This window comes from Chitinophaga japonensis, assembly GCF_007830125.1.
GTDB classification, from domain to species: domain Bacteria; phylum Bacteroidota; class Bacteroidia; order Chitinophagales; family Chitinophagaceae; genus Chitinophaga; species Chitinophaga japonensis.
Genome location: NZ_VLLG01000002.1, coordinates 2,140,408 through 2,162,572 on the forward strand (window position 1 = coordinate 2,140,408; position 22,165 = coordinate 2,162,572).

The 22,165-nt window shown below is 53.5% G+C and carries 18 protein-coding genes; 10 read left to right on the forward strand and 8 right to left on the reverse strand.

The annotated features are described in order from the left end of the window. Positions 1-5: 5 nt before the first annotated feature. The 4 genes from LX66_RS08835 to LX66_RS08850 all read right to left on the reverse strand — a co-directional run bounded on the left by LX66_RS08835 (position 6) and on the right by LX66_RS08850 (position 2,931). Positions 6-953 carry a DUF1835 domain-containing protein gene (locus LX66_RS08835; RefSeq protein WP_158642580.1) on the reverse strand — a complete coding sequence of 316 codons (948 nt, stop codon included), beginning with the start codon at positions 951-953 and terminating at the stop codon, positions 6-8. 24 nt (positions 954-977) lie between these two features. Next, positions 978-1,730: a TPM domain-containing protein gene (locus tag LX66_RS08840; RefSeq protein WP_145711912.1), complete on the reverse strand. Its 753-nt coding sequence runs from the start codon at positions 1,728-1,730 to the stop codon at positions 978-980. A 26-nt stretch (positions 1,731-1,756) separates the two neighbouring features. Continuing rightward, positions 1,757-2,215, reverse strand: a complete 459-nt coding sequence (locus tag LX66_RS08845) for a TPM domain-containing protein (RefSeq protein ID WP_145711913.1) — start codon at positions 2,213-2,215, stop codon at positions 1,757-1,759. A gap of 137 nt (positions 2,216-2,352) precedes the next feature. Then, positions 2,353-2,931 carry a LemA family protein gene (locus LX66_RS08850; protein WP_145711915.1) on the reverse strand — a complete coding sequence of 193 codons (579 nt, stop codon included), beginning with the start codon at positions 2,929-2,931 and terminating at the stop codon, positions 2,353-2,355. 311 nt (positions 2,932-3,242) lie between these two features. Between LX66_RS08850 and LX66_RS08855 the strand changes: the two genes are divergently transcribed. Next, entirely contained in the window at positions 3,243-3,707 is a 465-nt protein-coding gene (locus LX66_RS08855) for a response regulator (protein WP_145711917.1), read from the forward strand. A 27-nt stretch (positions 3,708-3,734) separates the two neighbouring features. Here the strand turns inward: LX66_RS08855 and LX66_RS08860 are convergent, their stop codons facing one another. Together LX66_RS08860 and LX66_RS08865 are read right to left on the reverse strand one after the other, a co-directional pair. Next, positions 3,735-4,937 carry a FecR family protein gene (locus tag LX66_RS08860; protein ID WP_145711919.1) on the reverse strand — a complete coding sequence of 401 codons (1,203 nt, stop codon included), beginning with the start codon at positions 4,935-4,937 and terminating at the stop codon, positions 3,735-3,737. 108 nt (positions 4,938-5,045) lie between these two features. Further along, complete coding sequence (locus LX66_RS08865; protein ID WP_158642581.1) at positions 5,046-5,471, reverse strand: RNA polymerase sigma factor; 426 nt, start codon at positions 5,469-5,471, stop codon at positions 5,046-5,048. A 276-nt stretch (positions 5,472-5,747) separates the two neighbouring features. Between LX66_RS08865 and LX66_RS08870 the strand changes: the two genes are divergently transcribed. From LX66_RS08870 to LX66_RS08885, 4 genes are all read left to right on the forward strand, one after another. Beyond that, complete coding sequence (locus tag LX66_RS08870) at positions 5,748-7,121, forward strand: dipeptidase (RefSeq protein WP_145711924.1); 1,374 nt, start codon at positions 5,748-5,750, stop codon at positions 7,119-7,121. Positions 7,122-7,128: 7 nt separating this feature from the next. Further along, complete coding sequence (locus tag LX66_RS08875; RefSeq protein WP_145711926.1) at positions 7,129-7,518, forward strand: RNA-binding S4 domain-containing protein; 390 nt, start codon at positions 7,129-7,131, stop codon at positions 7,516-7,518. Between the two features lie 230 nt (positions 7,519-7,748). Next, positions 7,749-8,972, forward strand: coding sequence for a diaminopimelate decarboxylase (gene lysA / locus LX66_RS08880; RefSeq protein WP_145711928.1), 1,224 nt, complete (start codon positions 7,749-7,751; stop codon positions 8,970-8,972). A 251-nt stretch (positions 8,973-9,223) separates the two neighbouring features. Further along, the gene (locus tag LX66_RS08885) at positions 9,224-11,563 is read left to right on the forward strand and encodes a hypothetical protein (RefSeq protein ID WP_145711930.1); all 2,340 of its coding nucleotides are present in this window, start codon (positions 9,224-9,226) and stop codon (positions 11,561-11,563) included. On the opposite strand, the gene LX66_RS08890 is transcribed toward LX66_RS08885, so the two are convergent. Beyond that, on the reverse strand, positions 11,560-15,204 hold the full coding sequence (locus LX66_RS08890; RefSeq protein WP_145711932.1) for a BamA/TamA family outer membrane protein: 3,645 nt from the start codon (positions 15,202-15,204) through the stop codon (positions 11,560-11,562). The genes LX66_RS08885 and LX66_RS08890 overlap by 4 nt on opposite strands. A gap of 101 nt (positions 15,205-15,305) precedes the next feature. Next, on the reverse strand, positions 15,306-16,151 hold the full coding sequence (locus LX66_RS08895; protein ID WP_145711934.1) for an SdiA-regulated domain-containing protein: 846 nt from the start codon (positions 16,149-16,151) through the stop codon (positions 15,306-15,308). Positions 16,152-16,262: 111 nt separating this feature from the next. Here LX66_RS08895 and LX66_RS08900 point away from each other — a divergent pair, with 111 nt between their 5' ends. Genes LX66_RS08900 through LX66_RS08920 form a run of 5 tightly spaced genes read left to right on the forward strand, consistent with a single transcriptional unit; the run spans position 16,263 to position 22,124 of the window. Continuing rightward, positions 16,263-17,525, forward strand: coding sequence for a Pycsar system effector family protein (locus LX66_RS08900; protein WP_145711936.1), 1,263 nt, complete (start codon positions 16,263-16,265; stop codon positions 17,523-17,525). Positions 17,526-17,562: 37 nt separating this feature from the next. Then, on the forward strand, positions 17,563-19,629 hold the full coding sequence (gene ppk1 / locus LX66_RS08905; protein ID WP_145711939.1) for a polyphosphate kinase 1: 2,067 nt from the start codon (positions 17,563-17,565) through the stop codon (positions 19,627-19,629). Positions 19,630-19,681: 52 nt separating this feature from the next. Beyond that, the gene (locus tag LX66_RS08910; RefSeq protein WP_145711941.1) at positions 19,682-20,188 is read left to right on the forward strand and encodes a thioredoxin family protein; all 507 of its coding nucleotides are present in this window, start codon (positions 19,682-19,684) and stop codon (positions 20,186-20,188) included. Between the two features lie 7 nt (positions 20,189-20,195). Next, on the forward strand, positions 20,196-20,663 hold the full coding sequence (locus tag LX66_RS08915) for a DUF4442 domain-containing protein (RefSeq protein WP_244620340.1): 468 nt from the start codon (positions 20,196-20,198) through the stop codon (positions 20,661-20,663). A gap of 57 nt (positions 20,664-20,720) precedes the next feature. After that, complete coding sequence (locus LX66_RS08920) at positions 20,721-22,124, forward strand: MBL fold metallo-hydrolase RNA specificity domain-containing protein (protein WP_145711946.1); 1,404 nt, start codon at positions 20,721-20,723, stop codon at positions 22,122-22,124. Positions 22,125-22,165: the final 41 nt, after the last annotated feature.

Sequence of the window (22,165 nt, forward strand, 5' to 3'; positions counted from 1 at the left end):
GCGCACTATTCCGCTTTAACTACCGTACCCTGTCTTTCACTCCATCTCCAGGGGCTGTGCAGCAGGCGCAGTCCGCCCAGCCAGCGGTGCTCCAGCGAGATATAATCCAGGTAGTTTTCTTCATTATTCAGCATTTCCCGGCCCAGGCCGGTGATGGATAACAGGGCATCCTGCTGGGTGATGAGGCCCGCGCTGCGCATCCGCTGCAGATAAATGTCCAGTTGAAAATCGCCAAAGCCGTACAGCTTCATATCGGTCCAGAACTGGGCGTACAGGTCGTGCCAGCGCTGGCTGGATACCGCCAGCTTGCGCAGGAAATAGCTTTGAATGGCATTCAGCCCGTTCTCAGCAGAAGGCAGCCGCTGCAGGTGCGCCCTGAGCGCCGGCCCCAGGAAGGGCAGGTGTCCGCCCGGCTCCCGGCTGATGGCTTCCAGGGTCAAAGGATCGCCCTGGCAATAGGCCTGCCAGGCCCGCTCCGCCAGGGCCAGGTCCGCCTCCTCCAGGTAAATGCGCTCCTCGAATAAAGCGGGAAAATGGTAGGGCATTAATAAGCCCAGTCCCCGGAAATCCGGCACCTCCGGGTGCTGGTCAATGGACACCATGCTGATCCGGGGAAGTGTGCTGAGCTGGGAGCGCAGGTAATGCAGCACAAACAGCAGGTTGACCTGGCAGAAAAGATCAAACTCGAACCACAGCACTACTTCTGCCTCGCGGGTAACGTTTGCCAACTGCTCCAGCTCTTTCACCACATTGGTAAAATAGGTTTGTTTGTCAATGCCGTAATGGTATTCCAGGTGTTTGGAGCGGGATGCGAAAAAATCGGCAGGGTCGTCCGTATATTTTACTTTGCCTTCGCACATCATTTCACGGCATACCACGATCTCTCCCCGTATATTGCTTTGACGGAACAGGGTTAAAGTAGCATCGCCATTAAGAACGTGCATATACAGCATGCGTCACGTTTTATCCCGTTATTACTACCAACTGCCACTGGCGCCGCCGCCACCGCCGGAGCCGCCGCCAAACCCACCGAAGCCGCCACCGCCGCCTCCCCAGCCACCACGGCTGCCGCCGCCGAAACCGCCGCCCATGGGAAATCCTCCCCATCCGCCCCAGCCTCTGCGGTTAATAGACGTGCCGCCGCCGCCGCGGTTGTTAAAGATAGACAACAGTATTACGGCAATAACGATCAGTACAAAAATGGAGCCGCCGCTAACGGGCTTTTTCTTTTTGGGAATGCCTTTATATTCCCCAGCAGCGGCCTTTTCAATGGCATCCACCGCCTCATCCAGCCCCTGGTAATAATGGCCTTCCCGGAAATTGGGCACAATGATCCCGTCAATAATGCGGTTGGCAATGGCATCCGGTACCGCTCCTTCCAGGCCGTACCCGGTCTCTATCCGCACCCGGCGGTCCTCTATGGCCGCAAGTATCACCAGGCCGTTGTTCTTTTCCCTGGAACCTACGCCCCAGTCGCGCAATATCTTCAGGGCTACCTCGCTGATATCGTAGTCGCCGGTGGTATTAACAGTAACAATAGCAATCTGGGTGGAGGTGCTGTCATTATAGGCTACCAGCTTGTTTTCCAGTGCTTCCGCCTCCTGGCGCAGCAGCACGCCGGCCAGGTCGTTTACCAGCCTGGGCGGGTTGGGCCTGGGTGGTATTTCCTGTGCAAAGACCTGCAAACCTGTTATCAATAGTATGCCTAACCATAACCAGCAGTGTTTCATCTGTGAATTTTTGTCTTTTTTATCGCTTATTTCCCCAGTATAATATCATCCGGCAGTTCGTTCTCATCCTCGCCGGAGGAGTAGGGGAAGTGCAGTTGCAGCGATTCCCCGATCTCTTTAATGCATGTTTCCATACCTTCTACCACCCTGCTCTGGGTAAAATGCTGTTTCAGCAGCAGGGCTTCCTTTTGCCAGAAGGTATTGCCCACCTTTTCATGAATGCCCTGGTCGCCCAGGATGGCAAACTGGTGGTCTTTCAGCGCTATGTACAAAAGCACACCGTTGCGCTGCCGGGTCTTTTCCATGCCGAGTGACAGGAATATTTCCTGTGCCCGGTCCATGGGGTCCACATAAGCGCAGCGGCTTTCTACAAATAGTCTTATTTCCCCGCTGGTTAGCCTTTCCGCCGAGCGGATAGCCTGCACCAGCCGGTTTTTTTCCGCTTCCTGCAGCAGCTCTTTTTTGTTGAACGGGAATAATCGCATAGCTAAAAGGTTAGCAATCCCAAAATCCAATATCCAAATTCCAAAGTGGTGGTAAGCGCCTAACTACCGGTAACAGTACCATGTTGTTGGTGGCCTGCCCCATTTTTGGAATTTGGGATTTGGAATCTGGAACCTGATCAGAATTGTACTTTAGGCGCATTCTCGGATCCCGGCTGCGCCTCGAAATAGCCTTTTTGCTGGAAACCGCTGATGCTGGCGATCAGGTTGTTCGGGAAAGTGCGCACCGAGCTGTTGTACTGGTTCACCACGCCGTTGAAATCCCGGCGGGCAACATTAATGCGGTTTTCCGTGCCTTCCAGTTGGGCCTGCAGGTCCAGGAAGTTCTGGTTGGCCTTCAACTGGGGGTAGCTTTCCGCTACGGCCAGTAAGCGGCCCAGCGCCGTGCTGAGCTGTCCCTGCGCCTGCTGGAACTGCTGGATCTTTTCAGGGGTCAGGTTGTCGGGGTCTACCGTAACCTGGGTGGCTTTGGCGCGGGCTTCTATCACCTGCGTCAGTGTTGTTTTCTCAAAGTCGGCAGCGCCCTTTACCGTGCTCACCAGGTTCGGGATCAGGTCGGCCCGGCGTTGGTACTGGCTCTCTACATCCGCCCATTTATTTTTGACTTGCTCGTCCATTTTTACCAGCCCGTTGTACTTGCTGCAGCCAAACATGCCTAATAAGATCAGGACAACAATTACAATAATTCCTTTTTTCATCTTGGTATTTAAGTTTTGATTTCACATTACAGGATACTGCCCGTATATATTATGCTGGTTATGTGGATTTTAACAGCACGGGGCATGAACGTTTCAAACCTACACGAAATTCGGCAAACTGCAAAAACTATCTGTTCACGGGAAATACGCCAGCGTACACAAAAAATAAGACTAAAAATCCTGTGTTTATACATAATTTTGTGAAAATGTTCTTCCCCCCTCGGATAACTGTTAGGCCTTTTTTCGAAGACCGCTGTTTTTATTGTTTGTAACTCGTTTATTTTTATTAACTTAGAATTAAGTCTCCTTGAATGAGTGCGCAACACATCCATATTCTCTATATCGATGATGAGATACATAACCTGAATGCCTTTAAAGCATCATTTCGCAGGCAATTTACCGTATACACGGCGGAATCTGCCGGGGAAGCCAGGAAGGTGCTGTCGGAGCAGGAAGTTCACATCATTATCTCGGACCAGCGTATGCCCAAAATGACCGGGATAGAATTTTTCGAGTCCATACTGGAAGAATACTCCGAACCCATCCGTATACTGCTGACCGGTTATGCGGACATCAACGCGGTGATAGACGCCATCAACAAAGGCCAGGTGTACAAGTACTTCTCCAAGCCCTGGAACGAGGAGGAGCTGAGGCACAACATCGAAAAAGCATACGAAGTATTTTCCCTCCGCAAAGAGAACAAGGAGCTGACTGCCAAATTGCTGGATGTGAATGAGAAGCTGGAATTCCTGTTAAGACAAAAGCTGATATCCTAAGCCGATCTGCTTATTTTTCCTGTCACCTTATTTCTTCATATTAAAATGGATCGTATTGTCGTAGATATGGTAGTCGATCCTGAGCGTGCTTGCCAGTTGGTCCAGGAAATCCGTCAGCGGTTTATCCTTTTCCAGGCAGCCGCTGTACTGCAAAGCTGCCATCGATTGTCTCTCAAAATCTAATTTAAGGCCGAACCAGCGCTGTATCACGGGCTCCAGCTCCTGCAGGTTTTTGTTGCGGAAGCGGTAAATGCCTTCCCGCCAGGAGAGGGTGAATGCCTCGTCAAAACGTTTCACCTTGAAGCGCTCCCCGGTCCGGTAAATGGCTTCATAGCCCGGCTTCAGTGTTACATCCAGGGTATCTCCCACATCGGTAACGGCGGCGCCCTGTACCAGCGAAGTGATGATCATACCGGCATCGTAGGAGTTAATATTAAAGGCTGTGCCCAGGGCCCGTACGGAAGTGCTGGGCGTATGCACGATAAAAGGTTGTTTCGGGTTTTTGGCTACAATAAAGTAAGCTTCCCCTTCCAGGTACACTTCACGGGTCTTGCCCGGGAAAATAAAAGGAAAGCGGAGGGTGGAGCTGGCGTTCAGGTGCACTTCCGTACCGTCGGACAGCTCTATGCGGTAGTCTGTTTTAGGCGGTACGGTCAGGGTGTTCCACTCCACGGCTACCGGTATCTCGTTCTCTTCCCGGGGCTGCTCGTTTTCCGTTACCTGCTGGGCCAGTTGCAGCGTGGTGTCGGCGGCAGGGGCGGGCGTTGTGGCTATGCGGATCGTGTCTTTGCTAACAGCCGGTTGTACCTGGTTGCCGGCCAGCAGCGGCGTGCCGGCAGCGGCCGTTTCCGGCGGGTGCTGGTCTGCCTTTGCCACCGGTGCCGCGGGGCGGTACCAGTTGTAATAGGCGGCAAAGCCCGAAACGGTTACCAGCGTGGCGATGATGGCCGCCGCCATGCGGTATTTCTTCAGGAAATGAATGACTCTAACCGGGAAGGGCGGAGCGGGTCTCAACAGGGCCTCTATTTTGCACCAGGCGAGGTCTGCCCGGAGGTCTTCCAGGATATCATCATTCGTGGCGATCTTTGCATTTTCCAACTCAATCCAGCAATTGCGTACGTGCTCATCTTGTTGCATCACCTGCTGCAGGTATTTGTCATTCTCCTTGCTGATCTCGCCCAATTGCTTTTCCAGCAGTAGCTGGTAAATGTGTTCTTCGTTAAATTTCATCCGTTAATATTTTATTTTTTACGGGTCGGATGGAACCTCGCATTAATTCTCGGTAAACCTGTGGTGCTCGGTTTCATACGGAACAGCACATAAAGTAAAAGTTGATGCTTAGCTATACCGGATACGAATATCTTCCAGTGCCAGTTTTAATTTTTCGGCGGGCAGGCCGTCAAGCGCGCTGAGTACCTGCTTGCGGAGCTCCTGCTGTTCGCTTGCATTCTCGTTAGGGCGTGGCAGGTAGTTCTCGTCTCCGGTTTTATGTTTGGGTTCCCTGCTCAACAGGTTCAGACAATCTATATGCACCTGCTGATAAAGAAACCCGCCTACTGATTGCTGTACGTCATGATATAGTTTTTGCTCCCATATCCGTATAAATGTATGCTGTACCAGGTCCTGCGCCTTCTTCATGCTGCCCAGCATGGTGAAGGCTTTCAGGCATAAAGGCTTATAATATTTCAGGAAGAAATACTGGTATGCCTTTATATTACCCTGTTTTAGCTCTGATAATACAGCCATATCATCAATACTATTCATATCGTTGCTTTTTGCGATAATGTGGAAATTATGTGTTATGAGCTGGCATACAGGAATATAACCTGCTCTCATGTCAAGGTGTTCGTTTTTTAGGCACCCATAATTTCCAATTAAAAGTTACAACAAAAAGTTAATTATTGGTTAATAAAGATAAATAATTGACAAGTCTTAAAAAGCATATTTATAATCCGCTGTTTAAGTATGTACGAATGTGCTAATGTGCACATCCGCACATTTTCTTAAATTGCACCCCATTGTACACCAAATTTCCTGAATATGCAAGCTTGGAAAGATTACCAGACCGCTAATAAAGACCGTTTTCTCGATGAACTGCTGGACCTGTTGCGCATACCTTCCGTGAGCGCGGATTCCCGCCACAGCCAGGATGTGAAAAAATGCGCGGACGCGGTGCGGCAACGCCTGCAGGAAGCCGGCGCAGACAAGGTGGAAGTATGCCCTACGGCCGGCCATCCCATTGTATACGGTGAAAAGATCATAGACCCGGCGCTGCCCACCGTGCTGGTGTACGGCCATTATGACGTACAGCCCCCGGACCCGCTGGAGCTCTGGCACAGCGGCCCCTTTGAGCCGGTAATAAAGGACGGCAGGATATATGCCCGTGGCAGCGCGGATGATAAAGGCCAGTTCTACATGCACGTAAAGGCTTTTGAGACCATGGTAAAGACCAGCACCCTGCCCTGCAACATCAAGTTCATGATAGAAGGAGAGGAGGAAGTAGGCTCCGCCAACCTGGGCATCTTTGTAAAGGAAAATAAGGAACGCCTGAAAGCCGATGTGGTGCTGATATCAGACACCGCCATGATCAGCCTGCAGCATCCCTCCCTGGACACCGGCCTGCGCGGCCTCTCCTACATGGAAGTGGAGGTGACCGGCCCTAACCGGGACCTGCACAGCGGCGTATACGGCGGCGCCGTGGCCAACCCGGCCACCATCCTGTGCCAGATGATCGCCTCCCTGCACGATGAGCAGCACCACATTACCATTCCCGGCTTTTATGACAAGGTGACCGGGCTTTCGCCCGAAGAAAGGACAGCCTTGAACAAAGCCCCTTTCAATGAAGCGGAGTATAAAAAGGACCTGGGCGTGCAGGAGCTGTGGGGCGAGCAGGGGTACACCACCATCGAGCGTACCGGCATACGTCCCACCCTGGAGGTGAACGGTATCTGGGGCGGCTATACCGGCGAGGGCTCCAAAACGGTGCTGCCTTCCAAAGCCTCCGCCAAGATATCCATGCGCCTGGTGCCCAACCAGGACTGGCAGGAAATATCCGACCTGTTCAAGGCGCATATTGAAAAGATAGCGCCCAAATGTGTAACGGTAAAGGTGACCGCCCACCATGGCGGCAGCCCTTATGTAACGCCTACGGACCACATGGCTTTCAAGGCCGCCAGCAAAGCTATTGAAACTACATTCGGCAAGGCGCCCATACCGGTGCGCGGCGGGGGCAGCATTCCCATTGTAGCGCTGTTTGAGCAGGAGCTGGGCCTGAAAACTATCCTGATGGGCTTTGGGCTGGACAGCGATAACCTGCACTCTCCCAATGAAAAGTACGACCTGGAAAACTTTTATAAGGGGATAGAAACGATCCCTTATTTCCACCGGTACTTTGCGGAGATGCACAAAAAGTGAGATTACCATGCAAAACGAAAAGCTCCGGCTGGATAAATACCTTTGGGCTATCCGGGTCTTCAAGACCCGCACCCAGGCCGCTGCCGCCTGCGAGGCCGGCAAGGTGAAGATGAACGGCGCCAGCGTAAAGGCCGCCCGTACCGTGGCCATCGGCGACCAGTATGACGTGAAGACCGAGGCCCGGCGCTGGAAAATTGAAGTGACCGGCCTGCTGTATAACAGGGTGCAATACACGGAGGCTGTTAAATATTATGTAGACATTACGCCGGAAGAGGATCAACAGTATAACCAGCGGGTGGCCGCCAGTTTCTACACCGGCAAGCGTCCCAGCAAGATCGGGCGCCCCACCAAGCGGGAAAGGCGCAACCTCGATGAGTTTATGGATGGAGAGGACTGAAAAAAATCCAAAATCCAAAATCCAAATCCCAAATCCCAAATCCCAAATCCCAAATCCCAAATCCCAAATTCCAAATCCCAAATTCCAAATTCCAAAATGGAGGTACTCCTCCAACTACCGGTAACAGCAACAAATTATTGGGGGCCTGCCACCATTTTGGAATTTGGGATTTGGAATTTTTCTGATTTTGGGATTTGGAATTGTAAATTTGCACACTTATTCATTGATAGATGCCTAAACAAAGCGACGTCCTCTCCGCCGATTTCCTGGTGAAGATTGCAGAAGAATTCGGTACGCCCGTATACGTGTACCATGCGGAAAAAATAAAAACGCAGTACGAAAAGTTGCAGAAAGCCTTTTCGAAAACGGATGCCCGTTTCTTCTATGCCTGTAAGGCGCTGACCAATATCAACGTTCTCAGGTACATCAACTCCCTGGGATGCGGCCTGGATACGGTGTCTATACAGGAGGTGCAGTTGGGCCTGAAGGCCGGCTTTGATCCCAAGAATATCATTTTTACGCCCAATTGCGTGGACCTGCAGGAGATCATTGCCGCCAAGGACCTGGGCGTAATGATCAATATCGACAATATTTCCATCCTGGAGCAGTTTGGCAACAAGTTCGGCGGCAGCTATCCCATCTGCATCCGCCTGAATCCCCATATTATGGCCGGCGGCAATTTCAAGATATCCACCGGTCATATAGACAGCAAGTTCGGCATCTCCATTCACCAGATGCGGCATATTGAGCGCATTGTAAAAAGCACCCGCCTGAAAGTGACCGGCCTGCACATGCATACCGGCTCCGAGATAAAGGATGTGGACGTGTTCCTGCGTGGCGTGGAGATCCTGTTTGAAATGGCGGAGCACTTCCCGGACCTGGAGTCCATAGACCTGGGCAGCGGCTTTAAAGTTGCCTACCAGCAGGGCGACCCGGAAACGGACATCGAACTGCTGGGCAAAAAACTGTCCGATGCATTTAATAATTTCAACAAACATTATAAACGTCCCCTGCAGCTTTGGTTTGAGCCGGGCAAGTTCCTGGTAAGCCAGTGCGGCTATTTCGTGGTAAAGACCAACGTGATCAAAACCACCACCGCTACCGTATTCGTAGGGGTCAACTCCGGGTTCAACCACCTCATCCGGCCCATGTTCTACGACGCCTTCCACCTGATCCGCAACATATCCAATCCCAAAGGCACGGAAAGGATCTACACCGTGGTGGGCAACATCTGCGAAACGGATACCTTTGGCTGGGACCGCAAGCTTAATGAAGTGCGGGAAGGCGACTACCTGGTGTTCTATAACGCCGGCGCCTACGGTTTTGAAATGTCATCCAACTTCAATTCCCGGCTCAAGCCCGCCGAAGTGATGATAAAGGACGGCAAGCCCCGGCTGATCCGTAAAAGGGATACCCTGGACGATCTCCTGAAGAATCAAATAGATGTGGAGTAAATAGGAAATTCCAAATTCCAAATCCCAAAATCCAGATTCCAAAGCGGAGGCAGGCCACCAATAACAAAGTACCGTTCCGGTAGTTGGGTGATGATCCCCATTTTGGAATTTGGATTTTGGGATTTGGAATTTATCGTACCTTTGCAGAACCTTCTTCCCGCTGCTTATTCCTGCACTAAAGCACTGTTTACGTTATATTTCCTGGAGTAGTAAAGTATTAGCGAATGATCTAAATTATACACGAGTTGATTATGAAAGTTTTAACAGCGCAAACCGGTGTATTTAAAGATGAGGGAGTGATCGACAGCCGTATCTCCTTTGCGCCTTTTGTGAGGTTCCTGAAGGAAAAGGCAGCAAACGAGGGAGATACAAGGGCAGCGTATTACCGGCAGCTTGTAGATAAATTTGAACAAACCCCTACCGCATTAGTACCCTTTAACGGCCCGGAAGAAGTGTCTGCCCACCAGGAACTCCTGGATATTGTGGCTGCCAATGTTTTCCCGGTGACCGCCGATATGGACAAGGATATTTATGGTATTGGCATGCCCTACAGGTTTGCCATCTTCTATTATTCCGAGCAGTTCAAAAAAGTATTCACCAAGGATGGCGAGCACCTGGCCGCCACGCCCCAGGGCATGGCCACCGAAAAGGTGGAGCGCGATAAAAAGGAATGGCTGTACAAGCTCATTCTCCGGAAGGTATATGATTTCCCGGTGAATTATGATACCGAGATCATTCATACCGTAGCTACTTCCGAAAAGAACGGGGGCATAAAGGGCTATGTGAAGGTGAAGATAGACCCCCGCTTTGTGGACATCAAGGTAAAAGGCACATTACCGGATATTTGCTATGACCGGGTATGCCTGGAGAAAGCGTCGCTGGAATGGCTGGAGGAAGTGCTGCCCCTGAGCCTTTTTGCCCTGGAAGGGTTTGTGATCTGGACGGTGAAGGACGTTACCCAGGAGCAGGTGCTCAACCGCGTGAAGGACCTGGTGATGAACATGAACGAGACCAATGAGCTGCAAAGCTACCGCAAGCTGGAGGAGAACATACTGGCCGCTTCGCAGATCAGGGACGCCGCCGTGCACCTGCTGCCGGTGCCCAAGGTCAACGGCCGCTATGTGCTGGAATCCCGGTTCAGCGAAACGGACATCGTGCTGGGCATGCAGGGCAATGAAAAGCAGCAGCAGCACCTTTTTCAGCAATTGCTGGAATACGTGCTGCAAAACCCGCTGCCCCTGATCATCCCCGCGGTAAATGAAAACTCCATCCAACCATACCCTTTCCTCAAATACCTGCCCCTGAAAGGGATCAAGAGCTTCATTATGGCGCCCATCATGCATGAGAACGGCCTGCTGGGTATCGTGGAGATGGCGTCTACGGCAGAAAATGCGATCAACATGGAAGCGCTGGGGCAGTTGGAGCCGTTGCATCCCCTGGCCGTGCTGCTCCTGAGCAGGAGCCTGGATATCCTGAACAACCGCATTAACAGCGTGGTGAAGGAACAGTTCACCGCCCTGCAGCCCTCCGTGGAATGGAAGTTCATTGACGCGGCCTGGCATTACCTGCATACGCCGCCCGAGGAAAGGAAGTACATTGGCAACATCACCTTCGAGGATGTGTACCCGCTCTACGGCGCGGTGGATATCCGCAACTCTTCCGTGGAGCGCAGCAACGCCATTCACGAGGACCTGCGGGAACAGTTGCTGCTGACGCAGGAAACGCTGCGGCATATAGACGGCAGCATTCACCTGCCCCTGCTGGAAGAGCTGCATTTCAAGAATGAGCGGCTGCTGGGCGATATCAACACCACCATGGTGTCCGAAGAGGAACAGCAGATCAACGACTTCCTGGACCAGGAGATAGCGCCCCTGTTCCGTCACCTGTATGAAAGCCATGAGCAGTTGCAACCGGCGCTGGACAATTATTTCAGGACCATCGACAAAACGGAGGGGCACATCCTGCACCACCGGCAGGAATACGAGGAAAGCCTGGCCGCCATCAATATGGCCATCAGCAAATACCTGGACAAGGAGAAGGAGAACATCCAGTTATCCTTCCCCTGCTATTTTGAAAAATACCGTACAGACGGGATAGAGTATAATATTTACATTGGCCAGTCCATTGCGCAGCACCAGAAATTCGACCTGCTGTACCTGCGTAACCTGCGCCTGTGGCAGCTATCCTCCATGGCGCAGATTGCCCGGCTTACCCATAAGCTGAAGACGGAGCTGAAAGTGCCCCTGCAAACCACGCAGCTCATACTGGCGCACAGCAACCCGATCGATATCAGCTTCCGGCATGACGAACGGCGCTTTGATGTGGAAGGCGCTTACAACATCCGCTACGAGATCATGAAAAAGCGGATCGATAAGGTGCATACCGAACCGGGCGGGGAGCGGCTTACGCAACCCAATACCATTGCTATTGTGTATGCCTTTGCCAAGGAAATGGAGGAGTACCGCAAGTACATTCATTTCCTGCAAAACAAGAATTTACTGAAACCGGGTATTGAGATGCTGGACCTGGAAGAGCTCCAGGGCATCAGCGGTCTCAAGGCCATGCGCGTGGAAGTGAACCTGGAGGCTTAAAACTTAAACCCGAAGGTAACATACGGCTGCACGCCTTCTGTAGAGCTGCCCAGCGTGGCGGTAATAATGAACATGTTGACAGGAGAGCAATAGAAACCTCCCCCAAAGCCGTCATGCCATACGCCGGAATCCTCCCCTTTTATCCATACGCGTCCTATATCGTTAAAGGCCAGCAGGCCCACTGAGGCCGGGAACAGGTAGGACCGGAACTGGAACAGTTTCAGGCGCAGCTCCGTATTGTTGTACACCATGCTCCTGCCCGCAAAGCGGTTGTTACGGTAGCCGCGCAGGTTCTGCACGCCGCCCAGCATCATGGCCTGGAAAAATTCATAATGCCCCCAGATCACCCCGCCGCCAAACCGGGTTACGATCACGAAACTGGCCGGCACCCGGAAGCTGGTATAGATGCTCATGTCTGACTGCAGGCGCAGGTAGTGGTGCTGTTCTTCATTCAGTCCCTGGTTGCCGAACAGGCTGGTGGTCCACAGCATGCCGCGGGAAGGCAGTATCTCATTGTTGCGCGTGTCGATCTGCAACCCTACCCGCAAGCCGGCATATTGCTTGGTGGCATATACGCCGATGGAGTCCAGGCCGTTCTCTGTCAGCTTGCTTACATAGCGGTCGTCATTCTCATCCGTGTCCAGCGCATAGGAGCTGAAAGAGGGGCCGTAGAACAATCGCACACGGGAGGCCAGCTTGCTTTTGAGCAACGCCTCCGCGCCGTACAGGTTATAACGGGAACGGTAATACCAGATATCCCGGTTTTCCCGGTCAAACACGGATTCATTGCCCAGCCCGAAGAAGTTCACCGTATTATGCGGCGCCCGGGCGTTGGCTTCCAGTTCCAGGTCGGTGTTGCCGATAGCGTCGGTAAATTCGCCCCGGTAGTGGAACTGGTAAGCGCTGGTAGCCACGGAATGCCCGGCGGTAAAGGTATGCCGCACAGCAAAAGGCTCCTTGCGGAACCCGTGGCCGGTATACTGGAATCCCAGCCCCAGCAGGATGCCATCGTCCAGGTTGTAGCCGGCGGTTACCAGCGGCATCAGCTTGTTGTATTTAAACGCCATGCGGTTATAGCGGATCACGTCGGGGTGGTGAGACAGCCGCTTTTGGGCGCCATGGCTCAGCATAAAGCTGTCTTTACCGTGTTTCAGGTCATATATCCTCAGTTTTTTGCCGCCAGCCGTAGAGCTGTCTATATAGGTATCCGGGTCTTTGCCGCCTACCAGGCGGATGCGGATGGGGGAGCGGTGATCGCCGCTGATCACGAAGCGGTCGTCGCCGCCCAGGCTGTACAGGCGGATCTCCCTGGTATCGGCCGGGTCAAAGATGCGGGAGTAGATGGTTTGTTCCAGGTCCCCGCCCTTGCTGATCTTGCGCACATTTACGGCCAGCCGGCCTTCGGGTTGTTTTTCTATGGTGAACAGCTCGTTCTTGCGGGTGCCGGGAATGTCCACATCCCGGGCCAGGAAGCGGTAGTACTTGAGCGCCGCTTCCTCCAGTCCATCCCGGCGGCCTTTCAGCCGGGCAAAGGTGGTGTTGCCCACCATGGCGCGCACCGTATCCGGGAAGCGTCTCACCGCCGCCTGCAGCACGCTGTCGGTCAATTGCTGCGTGAGGAGCTGCGCATGTTCCTGCCATTGCTTTTCGCTAAGGCCGTTCATGAAAGAGCGGTCAAAATAACGGGCGTTGAAGTTAAAGCCGTTAATGTCCGGGTAGTGGTCCTTAAAGCCCTGGAACTTGGGCATAAGCCAGCGCCGGGCGGCCAGCCAGGGCAGTACGCCGTCGTTTACAAAAAAGGCCTGGTCGCGGTCGCGGGGAATGGGAAAATACTCCTTGCGCTTCTTCTTCTTGATCTCTCCCCAGCGCCATTGATCGTCATGCCGGTCCCAGTCGCCCATTACCATGTCCAGCAGGCGGGCGTGCAATACATTGGTTTGATCTATTTTGGTATCATTATCGCCCTGCAGCTCATCCAGCACTTTTTCCGTATTATCCGTATCTATACCTTTTTCCACGGGTTCCCGCTCTTCAAACAGGTATACATCGCCCCCGAAATCATTTTCATAAATACCCAGGGCCGTGTCCCGGGGCAGGTATACAAAGGTGGGATTGGTATGCGGTATCCCGGCCGCTTCGGCCAGCGCGGCCACTACCGTAGGGGCATAAGGGTTGGAGGCGGATATCTGGTCCTGCACCACGTCGCGGGCAAAGGTTTCCCGGAATTCTTCGGGCAGGGCGTTTCGCGGGTCTTTTTTGAGGGAGCGGAGCACCCATTCTTTACCGTTAGGGTCTTCCAGCCGGAGGGAGCGTGTTTGCATGCCGCCGCCCCGTTTGGTAATGTGCAGGCCGCCTTTTTCTTTATGCAGGTCCAGTACCGGGAAGCTTAAAGGAGCGTCCCATACGGCCCGGTAATTGTCGCCCAGCCAGAAGCGGTGCGCCTTGCCGGCATCATTGTATTGCGTGTCCGCCGCCATTTTCACGAAGGGAGGCAGGGTGGAGGCCGGCGTGCTGCCCGCCACGGCGGCTTGCCGGATCGCTTTTAGGTTGAACAGGCGGGAGGCATATACCGGCTGGTCCAGTTGGTCTGCCAGGTAGTACTGTACCCGCAGGGTGCCATCACGCAGCAGCTCCAGCGCGGAAAAGCCATTGCCATAGGTGGCAAACAGGGAGTGCTTCCCTTTCTTCACCCGGTCATGCTTGGCGCCGCTGCCGCTTACAATGTAGTAGTATTCCCCGTCCTTCAGTAACTGCAGCGCATGGTCATGGCCCGCTACGAATACGGTAGGGCCGTGCTCCTCAAAGGTTTCCTCCACTCTTTTGATCATCTGCTGGTACTCCGGGTGCGGGATATCTTCCCGTGCGCCAAATACGCCCCGCGCCAGCGGGTAGATGGAGCCCAGCACGGGCAATGGAATATAGAGGTGCGGTTTCAGGTCGGTAAAAGGAAAGATGTGCTGCTTGATGGTATAATACCCGCCATGTATGCCATGGCTGCGGAAAGGGTGATGGGAGGCGAACAGCAGCAGCTTGCCGCGGTTCCGGCTTACGATATCGGACAGGGCGGTGATCACCTCCTCCTTGTCCTTGCACTCGCAGGAGCTGCCGGCGCCCGGTTTTTCATACGGGAACAGCCACCACTCGCTGTCCATTACAATGAGGGTAATGCTGTCCGTAAGCGGTACTTCCACGGGCCCGGGACACCCATCCTTCGGCAGGAAGCGTACATTGGGCAGGTGGAGGGAGTCCACGTACCGTTGCTCATTTTTGATGATCTGCCAGCCCTCCGGCTTTTGCTTGTGCCAGTCATGATTGCCGGGTATAAAAATGGCCTGTGTGGCGGTGCCTCTTACCAGGTTTACCTGGTAATCCAGTATCTCCTTCGCTTCCGGGTAGCTGGATGCCGCCTCGTCGGGCAACCCGTAGGGATATACGTTATCGCCCAGGTACAGCACCGTGTTGCGTGCATCCTGCAGGTTGTAGCGCTGGCGCACTGCATCCACTACAGGATTGTGGCCGTTCTTATGCAGTTCGCCTGCATCGCCTATCAATATGATCCTGTGAAGGACGCTGTCCGTTTGCGCGTGCGCTGCACCGCTCAGGCTTGCTGTAATGCACAGCAGAAGAATACTCCGCAACATGGGAAGTTTATTTTTAAGGAACTGGTTGATGTCAATCAAAGCGTAATATCGCTACGGGATCACAACTTTAGATGTACAAATTACAGTTTTAGATGTATGATTTACGGTTTATACCTGAACTTCAGGATATCGGCCGTGCCGTCTCCCGCTTCATTGGAAATATACATGTCGCCGTTCGCCGCAAATGAAAGGCCTTCCGGCTGCTCAAACAGGCTGCGTTTGAGGTGGTACACCTCCTGTACCTGGCCATCCAGCCTCGTTATTACCAGCATCATGTTCACGGAGGACAGGATGTACAGGCGGTGCTCTATGGGATGTATGGCTGCTGCAGACGGTTTGAAGTTGTTCATTTTGATGTTGCCCAGCCTCGCAATGTCCGCTACCCGGAGGCGATAGGCCGGTGTCTCATCAAACTGCCGGCTGTCCAGGTGAAAGCGGTAAGCGCTGGTCAGCCCCTGTTTTTTATCTTCCTCGCAGCTTTTGCAGATCAGGATCACGCTGTTGGAAGCAGGGTCCATATAAATGCTTTCAAACTCCTGCTTGCCTCCTTTAGGGAATTTGTATTCTACAGACGATGTGCTGTCCGTAAAGATATCCTGCACCTGGTACAGGGTACCGTTGCTTTTCAGCACCAGCCAGCCCAGCGGGGTATACACCAGGTCCTCGTAGTCGCCGCTCCTGTCAAACTTGGTTTCCGGGTAGCGTTCATAGTGTGACAGGTCTATGTGGAATATCTTGCCCTGCTCGTCGTTGATGGAATAGATATGGCGCTCGTCCGGGTGCAGTGCAATGCCGGATATTTCCTGCATGGACTCTCTCACCCGGAACCGCTGCGGTTCCGTTAGTTTATAGCCTTTGGGAGAATGGTAATCTTTATCCTGCTGGTCGGTGAAAGCGTTGCAGGAGATAAATGCCAGCAATAAAATAACAGGGAAACGTAGATCCATAATGTAATACTTGATGATGAATGTTATAGCGTGTGCACGTTTAGCATTCTACATATTGGCGTAAATTTAAATCAAAAATGCAGTAACTTGCTGATCTCTGAATTGTAATTTATGCAAATAGGGTCCATTATTGAAGCAGCCGGGCAGTACGTTAAGGCGCAATATCAGCAACATCCTCATCCGGATCTGGTTTATCACAACTTAGAGCATACGCAGCAGGTAGTGCAGGCAGCAGAGCAGATTGCCATTCACTACCGCCTGCAGGAGCAGGACCTGCTGGTAGTGATGGTGGCCGCCTGGTTTCATGATATGGGCTATTTGATGGGCAATGCCAGGGAGCATGAGGAAAAAGGCGCAGCGGTGGCCCGGGAGTTCCTGCAGCAACAGCAGGTGCCGGAGGCCGTGCAGCAACAGGTAGCGGGTTGCATTATGGCCACCAAAATGCCGCAGTCACCGCATAACCTGCTGGAAGAGATCGTGTGCGACGCGGACCTTTTTCACCTGGGATCCAAACATTACAAGGAGCGCAGTAAACTGATGCGCCAGGAAGCAGCTACTACTTTTGGTAAGGAGCTAACCTCCGCTACCTGGGCGGAAACCAGCCTGCTGTTCCTGGAAAACCACGAGTACTTTACGGACTATTGCCGTGTGCTGCTGAAACAGCAGAAAGCGGAGAATATCAAATGGCTGAAGCGGAAGCTGGAGAAAAAGCAGGAAGAAGCGGGGCTGGCAGCGGCGCAGGCAGCTACGCTGGCAAAAACAGGGAAAACAAGATCGGAGAAAGTGAAGGCCGAAAAAACAAAGGAGGAAAAGCCGGATAAGGAGAAAAAGCAGAAAAGGCCGGAGCGCGGCGTGGAAACCATGTTCCGCACCACGTCCACCAACCACATCCGCCTCAGCTCCATGGCCGACAGCAAGGCGCATATCATGATCTCCACCAACGCTATTATTATCTCCATCCTGTTGTCCGTACTGCTGCGCAAGCTGGAGGACAATCCCAACCTGATCCTGCCATCCTTCCTGCTGCTGGCCACCAGCGTGGTCACCATTATCTATTCTGTGCTGGCCACCCGGCCCAACGTTACCAATGGCCGGTTTACAAGGGATGACATTGAACGGAAAACCACCAACCTGCTTTTCTTCGGCAATTTTCACGGTATGACCCTGGATGAGTACCGCTGGGGCATGACGGAAATGATGAAAGACGCCAATTTCCTGTATGGCAGCATGATCCAGGATATCTACCACCTGGGCGTGGTGCTGGGACATAAATACCGCCTGCTGCGCATTGCGTATAATATTTTCATGTTTGGCCTGATCATATCCGTACTGGCCTTTATTATTGCAGTGGTCTTCTTTCCCGTGAAGGATTAACGACCGCCACCATTGCTTCACCTTTCACCTTTCAGCGATGATAAGTGATGTTCCATTATATGACCGTGATCTGAGCTGGCTTTCCTTTAACTACCGTGTATTGTGCATGGCCAGGGATCAACAGGTACCCTTATACGAACGGATCCGCTTCCTTTCCATTTTTTCTTCCAACCTGGATGAATTTTTCCGTGTGCGCATGCCGGCTGTGCTGGCGGTGAACCGGCTGCTGCAGAAAGACCCGGATGTAGCAGGAGAGGAGCCGGTATCGCCGGATACCCTGCCGGCCATCCAGCAGGAAATAAACCGGCAGCAGCAGGAATTCGGGCAGATACTGACCGGCGCCCTGCTGCCGGAGCTGGACCGGCAACAGGTGCACCTGTACTATAAGGAAGATATACCGGCCGTGCATTGTCCCTTTTTAAAGGAGTATTTCCTGACGCGGGTGCTGGCTTACCTGCAGCCGGTATGGCTGCACCGCAAGCAAACCTTCTTCCTGGAAAACAATACGCTGTACCTGGTGGTGCTGCTTACCCCGGATGGGGAGCCGGGCACGCGCCGTTATGCCGTAGTGAATATTCCCAGCCGGGAACTGCCGCGCTTCATTGAGCTGCCCCCACAGGACGACCGGTTCTACATGGCCATGCTGGACGATGTGATACGGGAAAATATCGCCTTCCTGTTCCCGGGGTATACCGTGGACGGCTGTTACAGCATCAAGATCACCCGCGACGCAGAAACGGATATGGACGAACTGAAAGGCGATGTGCTGGAACAGGTGGAAACCATGATCAAAAAAAGGGAGCTGGGCATTCCCACCCGTTTCCTGTATGATGCCGCCCTGCCGGAAGAAGCGCTGCAATACCTGGTACGCTACTTCAACATACAGCCCGGCGAGCCGGTGCAGGGAGGCCGCTATCACAACCTGAAAGACCTGGCGGACCTGCCCATGCCCCGGAAACTGCCGGCGCTTACCTACGGCAAGCTGCCGCCTGCCCGCGTGCCGCTGCTGGAAAATGCGCCTCGTATATGGGACGCCGTTATGCGGCAGGATATTTTACTGCATGTGCCGTACCAGCGCTATGACTATATATTGCGCTTCTTCAATGAGGCCGCTGCAGACCCGGATGTGCAGGAGATATTTGTAACGCTGTACCGCATCGCGTCCGGATCGCTGATAGCCAGCGCCCTGATCAGCGCCGCCCGCAACGGCAAGCAGGTAACGGTGTTCGTGGAGTTGAAAGCCCGTTTTGATGAAGAGAACAATATCCGCTGGTCCAAGAAAATGAAAGCGGCCGGCGTAAAGATCGTATACAGCATCCCCGGCCTGAAGGTGCATGCCAAAACAGCGCTGGTAAAGCGCCGGCGCGGCCTGCACTGGGATTATTTCGGGCTGATGGCTACCGGTAATTTTAACGAAAGCACGGCCCGCTTTTATACGGATCATGTGATGCTGACCGCCCACCCGGGCATCACGCGGGAGCTGGAGCTGCTGTTCCTGTACCTGCAAACCCGGGAGCAGCCGGCGGAATACCGCTTTATGCAGTTCCGGCACCTGCTGGTGGCGCAATTTAACCTGGTGGAGCGCTTTACTGCCTGCATAGACCGGGAGATCGCTCATGCAAAAGCCGGCAAGCCGGCGCGCATCATCATCAAGCTCAACAACCTCCAGGAAAAACAGATGATCGCAAAGCTGTACGAAGCCGGGCAGGCCGGTGTGGACGTGCAGTTGATCGTGCGCAGCATCTGCTGCCTGCAGCCGGGATTGCCGGAAAGCAAGGGTATAACGGTAACGCGCATTGTAGACCGCTTCCTGGAGCATGCGCGGGTGTTCCTGTTTCATAATGATGGGCAGGAAGAGGTATACATGGGCTCCGCAGACTGGATGAACCGTAACCTGCACCGCCGTATAGAGGTATGCTTCCCCGTGCAGGACCCGCTGCTGCAGGAGCAGGTAAAGGAGATCATCCGCCTGCAGCTCGCAGACAACACCAATGCCGTGCTGCTGGACCAGGAGATACGGAATGTGCCGGTGCCCCCGCCGGGCCCCGGAGAAGCGGTAAATGCCCAGACCTCCATACACGCTTATGTGCAAACCCTGGGGTAATGTGCCCGCATTTGCTTAAATTTAATGATCAAGCTGAACAATACCTGTTTATATGCTGAAACTCGTTTGGACCTGTGGACTGTTACTGCTGCTGGTTGCGCCGGCGGCACAGGCGCAGTCGCATTACGACCTGGAACATATTTATAACCCCGCCGCCAATGCGGAGGCGGATATTGAGAAGGCCCTGCAACAGGCTGCCGGCGAGCATAAGCATGTACTGCTGCAGGTGGGTGGCAACTGGTGCATCTGGTGCAAAAGATTGTACAGGTTTGTGCATGATGATGCGGGCCTGGATACACTGCTTCGTAATAACTACGTAGTGTACCACCTTAATTACAGTAAAGAGAACAGGAACCTGCCCCTGCTGCAAAAGCTGGGGTATCCGCAGCGCTTCGGTTTTCCTGTACTGGTGATCCTGGATGCCAAAGGCCACCGCCTGCATACCCAGAACACCGCCCTCCTGGAGTCCGCCGATTCCTATGACAGGGAGAAGCTGCAGGATATGCTGAAGCAATGGTCGCCGGGAGCGCTGGACCCGGCGCATTATGTTCACCAATAACATGGTTATGGCTTTTATCGACAGGGTAAGACGCCCGTTTCAATTTTCCCTGTACCTGCTCTGGAAGCTGCCTATTGCATGGCTGGCCGGGGTGAGGGTGACCGGGATCCAGCCGGACCACTGTACAACGGTGGTGCCTTACCGGTGGCTGTCGCAGAACCCCTTCGGCTCCACTTATTTTGCCTGCCTGGGCATGGCGGCGGAAATGAGCACCGGCCTGCTGGCCCTGGCGCACGTGGACGAATCCCCCAGGCGTATATCCATGCTGGTTACCGGCCTGCAGGCCAGCTTTGTAAAAAAGGCCAGAGGCCGCACCTGGTTTACCTGCCGGGAGGGCGATGCCATACGGGCCGCTATCGCCAGCGCCGCCGCCTCCGGTGAGCCGGTATCCATTACGGTGAATAGCACCGGCGAGAGCAGGGACGGCACGTTAATTGCAAACTTTGCGGTCACCTGGTCATTTAAGGCCAAATGATTTACCACACCTGGTCATGTTAATACGAGATATAAAAGATAAAAAAAAGATCAACGAATGAAGATAGCCTTCCATGGAGCGGCCCGCACGGTTACGGGCTCCAAGCACCTCATTACTTTAAAGAATGGTAAAAAGATATTGCTGGATTGCGGAATGTTCCAGGGGATGGGCCCGGATACCGATGACATGAACCGCGATTTTGGCTTTGACCCGGCAGAAGTGGACTATATGCTGCTTTCCCATGCGCATATAGATCATAGCGGCCTTATTCCCCGCCTGGTAAAAATGGGGTACAAGGGGGATATTTACTGCACGCACGCCACCCGGGACCTGGCGCAGGTGCTGCTGATGGATTCCGCCGAGATACAGGAAGACGATGTAAAGTTCTCCAATAAAAAAAGATCCCGGGAAGGGTTGCCGCGTATTGAGCCGCTGTACACGGTGGAAGACGCCAAGCGCAGCCTGGAGGTGCTGAAGCCGGTGAAATACCAGCACTGGTTCCGGATATCGGACGAAGTGGAAGGCATGTTCACGGATGCCGGCCATATCATTGGCAGCGCCGCCGTGCACCTGCGCATCAAAGAGAATGGCAGGCCGGTGCAGCTCACCTTCAGCGGGGACATCGGACGTTACGGGGATGCCATCCTGCGCTCCCCGGATACTTTTCCCCAGGCGGATTACATCATCATGGAATCTACCTACGGCAGCACTTTGCACACGGAAGCCGTGCCTTCCGATGACGCGCTGCTGGACCATATTTACGATACCTGCATTGTAAAGAAGGGGAAGCTCATCATACCGGCATTCAGCGTGGGCCGTACCCAGGAGCTGCTGTATGCTCTGAACCGCGCCCAACTGGATAGCAAGCTGCCGGCGGTGGATATTTTCGTGGACAGCCCGCTGTCTATGGAAGCCACGCAGGTGGTGAAAAGCCACCCGGAATGCTTTAATAAAACGGTATCCAAACTGCTGGAAACGGATAAGGACCCCTTTGGCTTCCCGGGATTGCATTATATCCGGTCCGTAGACGAATCCAAGGCGCTGAACTTCCGTAAGGAGCCCTGCGTGATCATATCCGCCAGCGGCATGGCGGAAGCCGGCCGGGTAAAGCATCACATTGCCAATAATATAGACAACTCCAGGAACACGATCCTGCTGGTGGGTTATTGCGAGCCCAATTCCCTGGGCGGCCGGCTGATGCGCGGCGCCAAGGAAGTATCCATCTTTGGCACCCGCTATGAAGTAAAGGCGCAGGTGGGCGCTATACGGTCCATGAGCGCGCATGGCGATTACGAGGACCTGCGCCAGTGGCTGGCCTGCCAGGACCCGCGGGAAGTAAAGAAGCTGTTCCTGGTGCATGGGGAGTATGAAGTGCAGATGGTGTTCCGGGACTGGCTGGTGAAGAAAGGCTTCCTGGACGTGGCGATACCGGAGCGGCACCATGAGGTAGGATTAACATGAAGTAGGATGCAGGAGGTAAGAAGTAAGAAGCAGGAATAATA

Coding starts and splice junctions, on each gene's coding strand:
- LX66_RS08835 (WP_158642580.1), bottom strand. CDS start 953: ATGCTGTATATGCACGTTCTTAATGGCGATGCTACTTTAACCCTGTTC.
- LX66_RS08840 (WP_145711912.1), bottom strand. CDS start 1,730: ATGAAACACTGCTGGTTATGGTTAGGCATACTATTGATAACAGGTTTG.
- LX66_RS08845 (WP_145711913.1), bottom strand. CDS start 2,215: ATGCGATTATTCCCGTTCAACAAAAAAGAGCTGCTGCAGGAAGCGGAA.
- LX66_RS08850 (WP_145711915.1), bottom strand. CDS start 2,931: ATGAAAAAAGGAATTATTGTAATTGTTGTCCTGATCTTATTAGGCATG.
- LX66_RS08855 (WP_145711917.1), top strand. CDS start 3,243: ATGAGTGCGCAACACATCCATATTCTCTATATCGATGATGAGATACAT.
- LX66_RS08860 (WP_145711919.1), bottom strand. CDS start 4,937: ATGAAATTTAACGAAGAACACATTTACCAGCTACTGCTGGAAAAGCAA.
- LX66_RS08865 (WP_158642581.1), bottom strand. CDS start 5,471: ATGAATAGTATTGATGATATGGCTGTATTATCAGAGCTAAAACAGGGT.
- LX66_RS08870 (WP_145711924.1), top strand. CDS start 5,748: ATGCAAGCTTGGAAAGATTACCAGACCGCTAATAAAGACCGTTTTCTC.
- LX66_RS08875 (WP_145711926.1), top strand. CDS start 7,129: ATGCAAAACGAAAAGCTCCGGCTGGATAAATACCTTTGGGCTATCCGG.
- lysA (WP_145711928.1), top strand. CDS start 7,749: ATGCCTAAACAAAGCGACGTCCTCTCCGCCGATTTCCTGGTGAAGATT.
- LX66_RS08885 (WP_145711930.1), top strand. CDS start 9,224: ATGAAAGTTTTAACAGCGCAAACCGGTGTATTTAAAGATGAGGGAGTG.
- LX66_RS08890 (WP_145711932.1), bottom strand. CDS start 15,204: ATGTTGCGGAGTATTCTTCTGCTGTGCATTACAGCAAGCCTGAGCGGT.
- LX66_RS08895 (WP_145711934.1), bottom strand. CDS start 16,151: ATGGATCTACGTTTCCCTGTTATTTTATTGCTGGCATTTATCTCCTGC.
- LX66_RS08900 (WP_145711936.1), top strand. CDS start 16,263: ATGCAAATAGGGTCCATTATTGAAGCAGCCGGGCAGTACGTTAAGGCG.
- ppk1 (WP_145711939.1), top strand. CDS start 17,563: ATGATAAGTGATGTTCCATTATATGACCGTGATCTGAGCTGGCTTTCC.
- LX66_RS08910 (WP_145711941.1), top strand. CDS start 19,682: ATGCTGAAACTCGTTTGGACCTGTGGACTGTTACTGCTGCTGGTTGCG.
- LX66_RS08915 (WP_244620340.1), top strand. CDS start 20,196: ATGGCTTTTATCGACAGGGTAAGACGCCCGTTTCAATTTTCCCTGTAC.
- LX66_RS08920 (WP_145711946.1), top strand. CDS start 20,721: ATGAAGATAGCCTTCCATGGAGCGGCCCGCACGGTTACGGGCTCCAAG.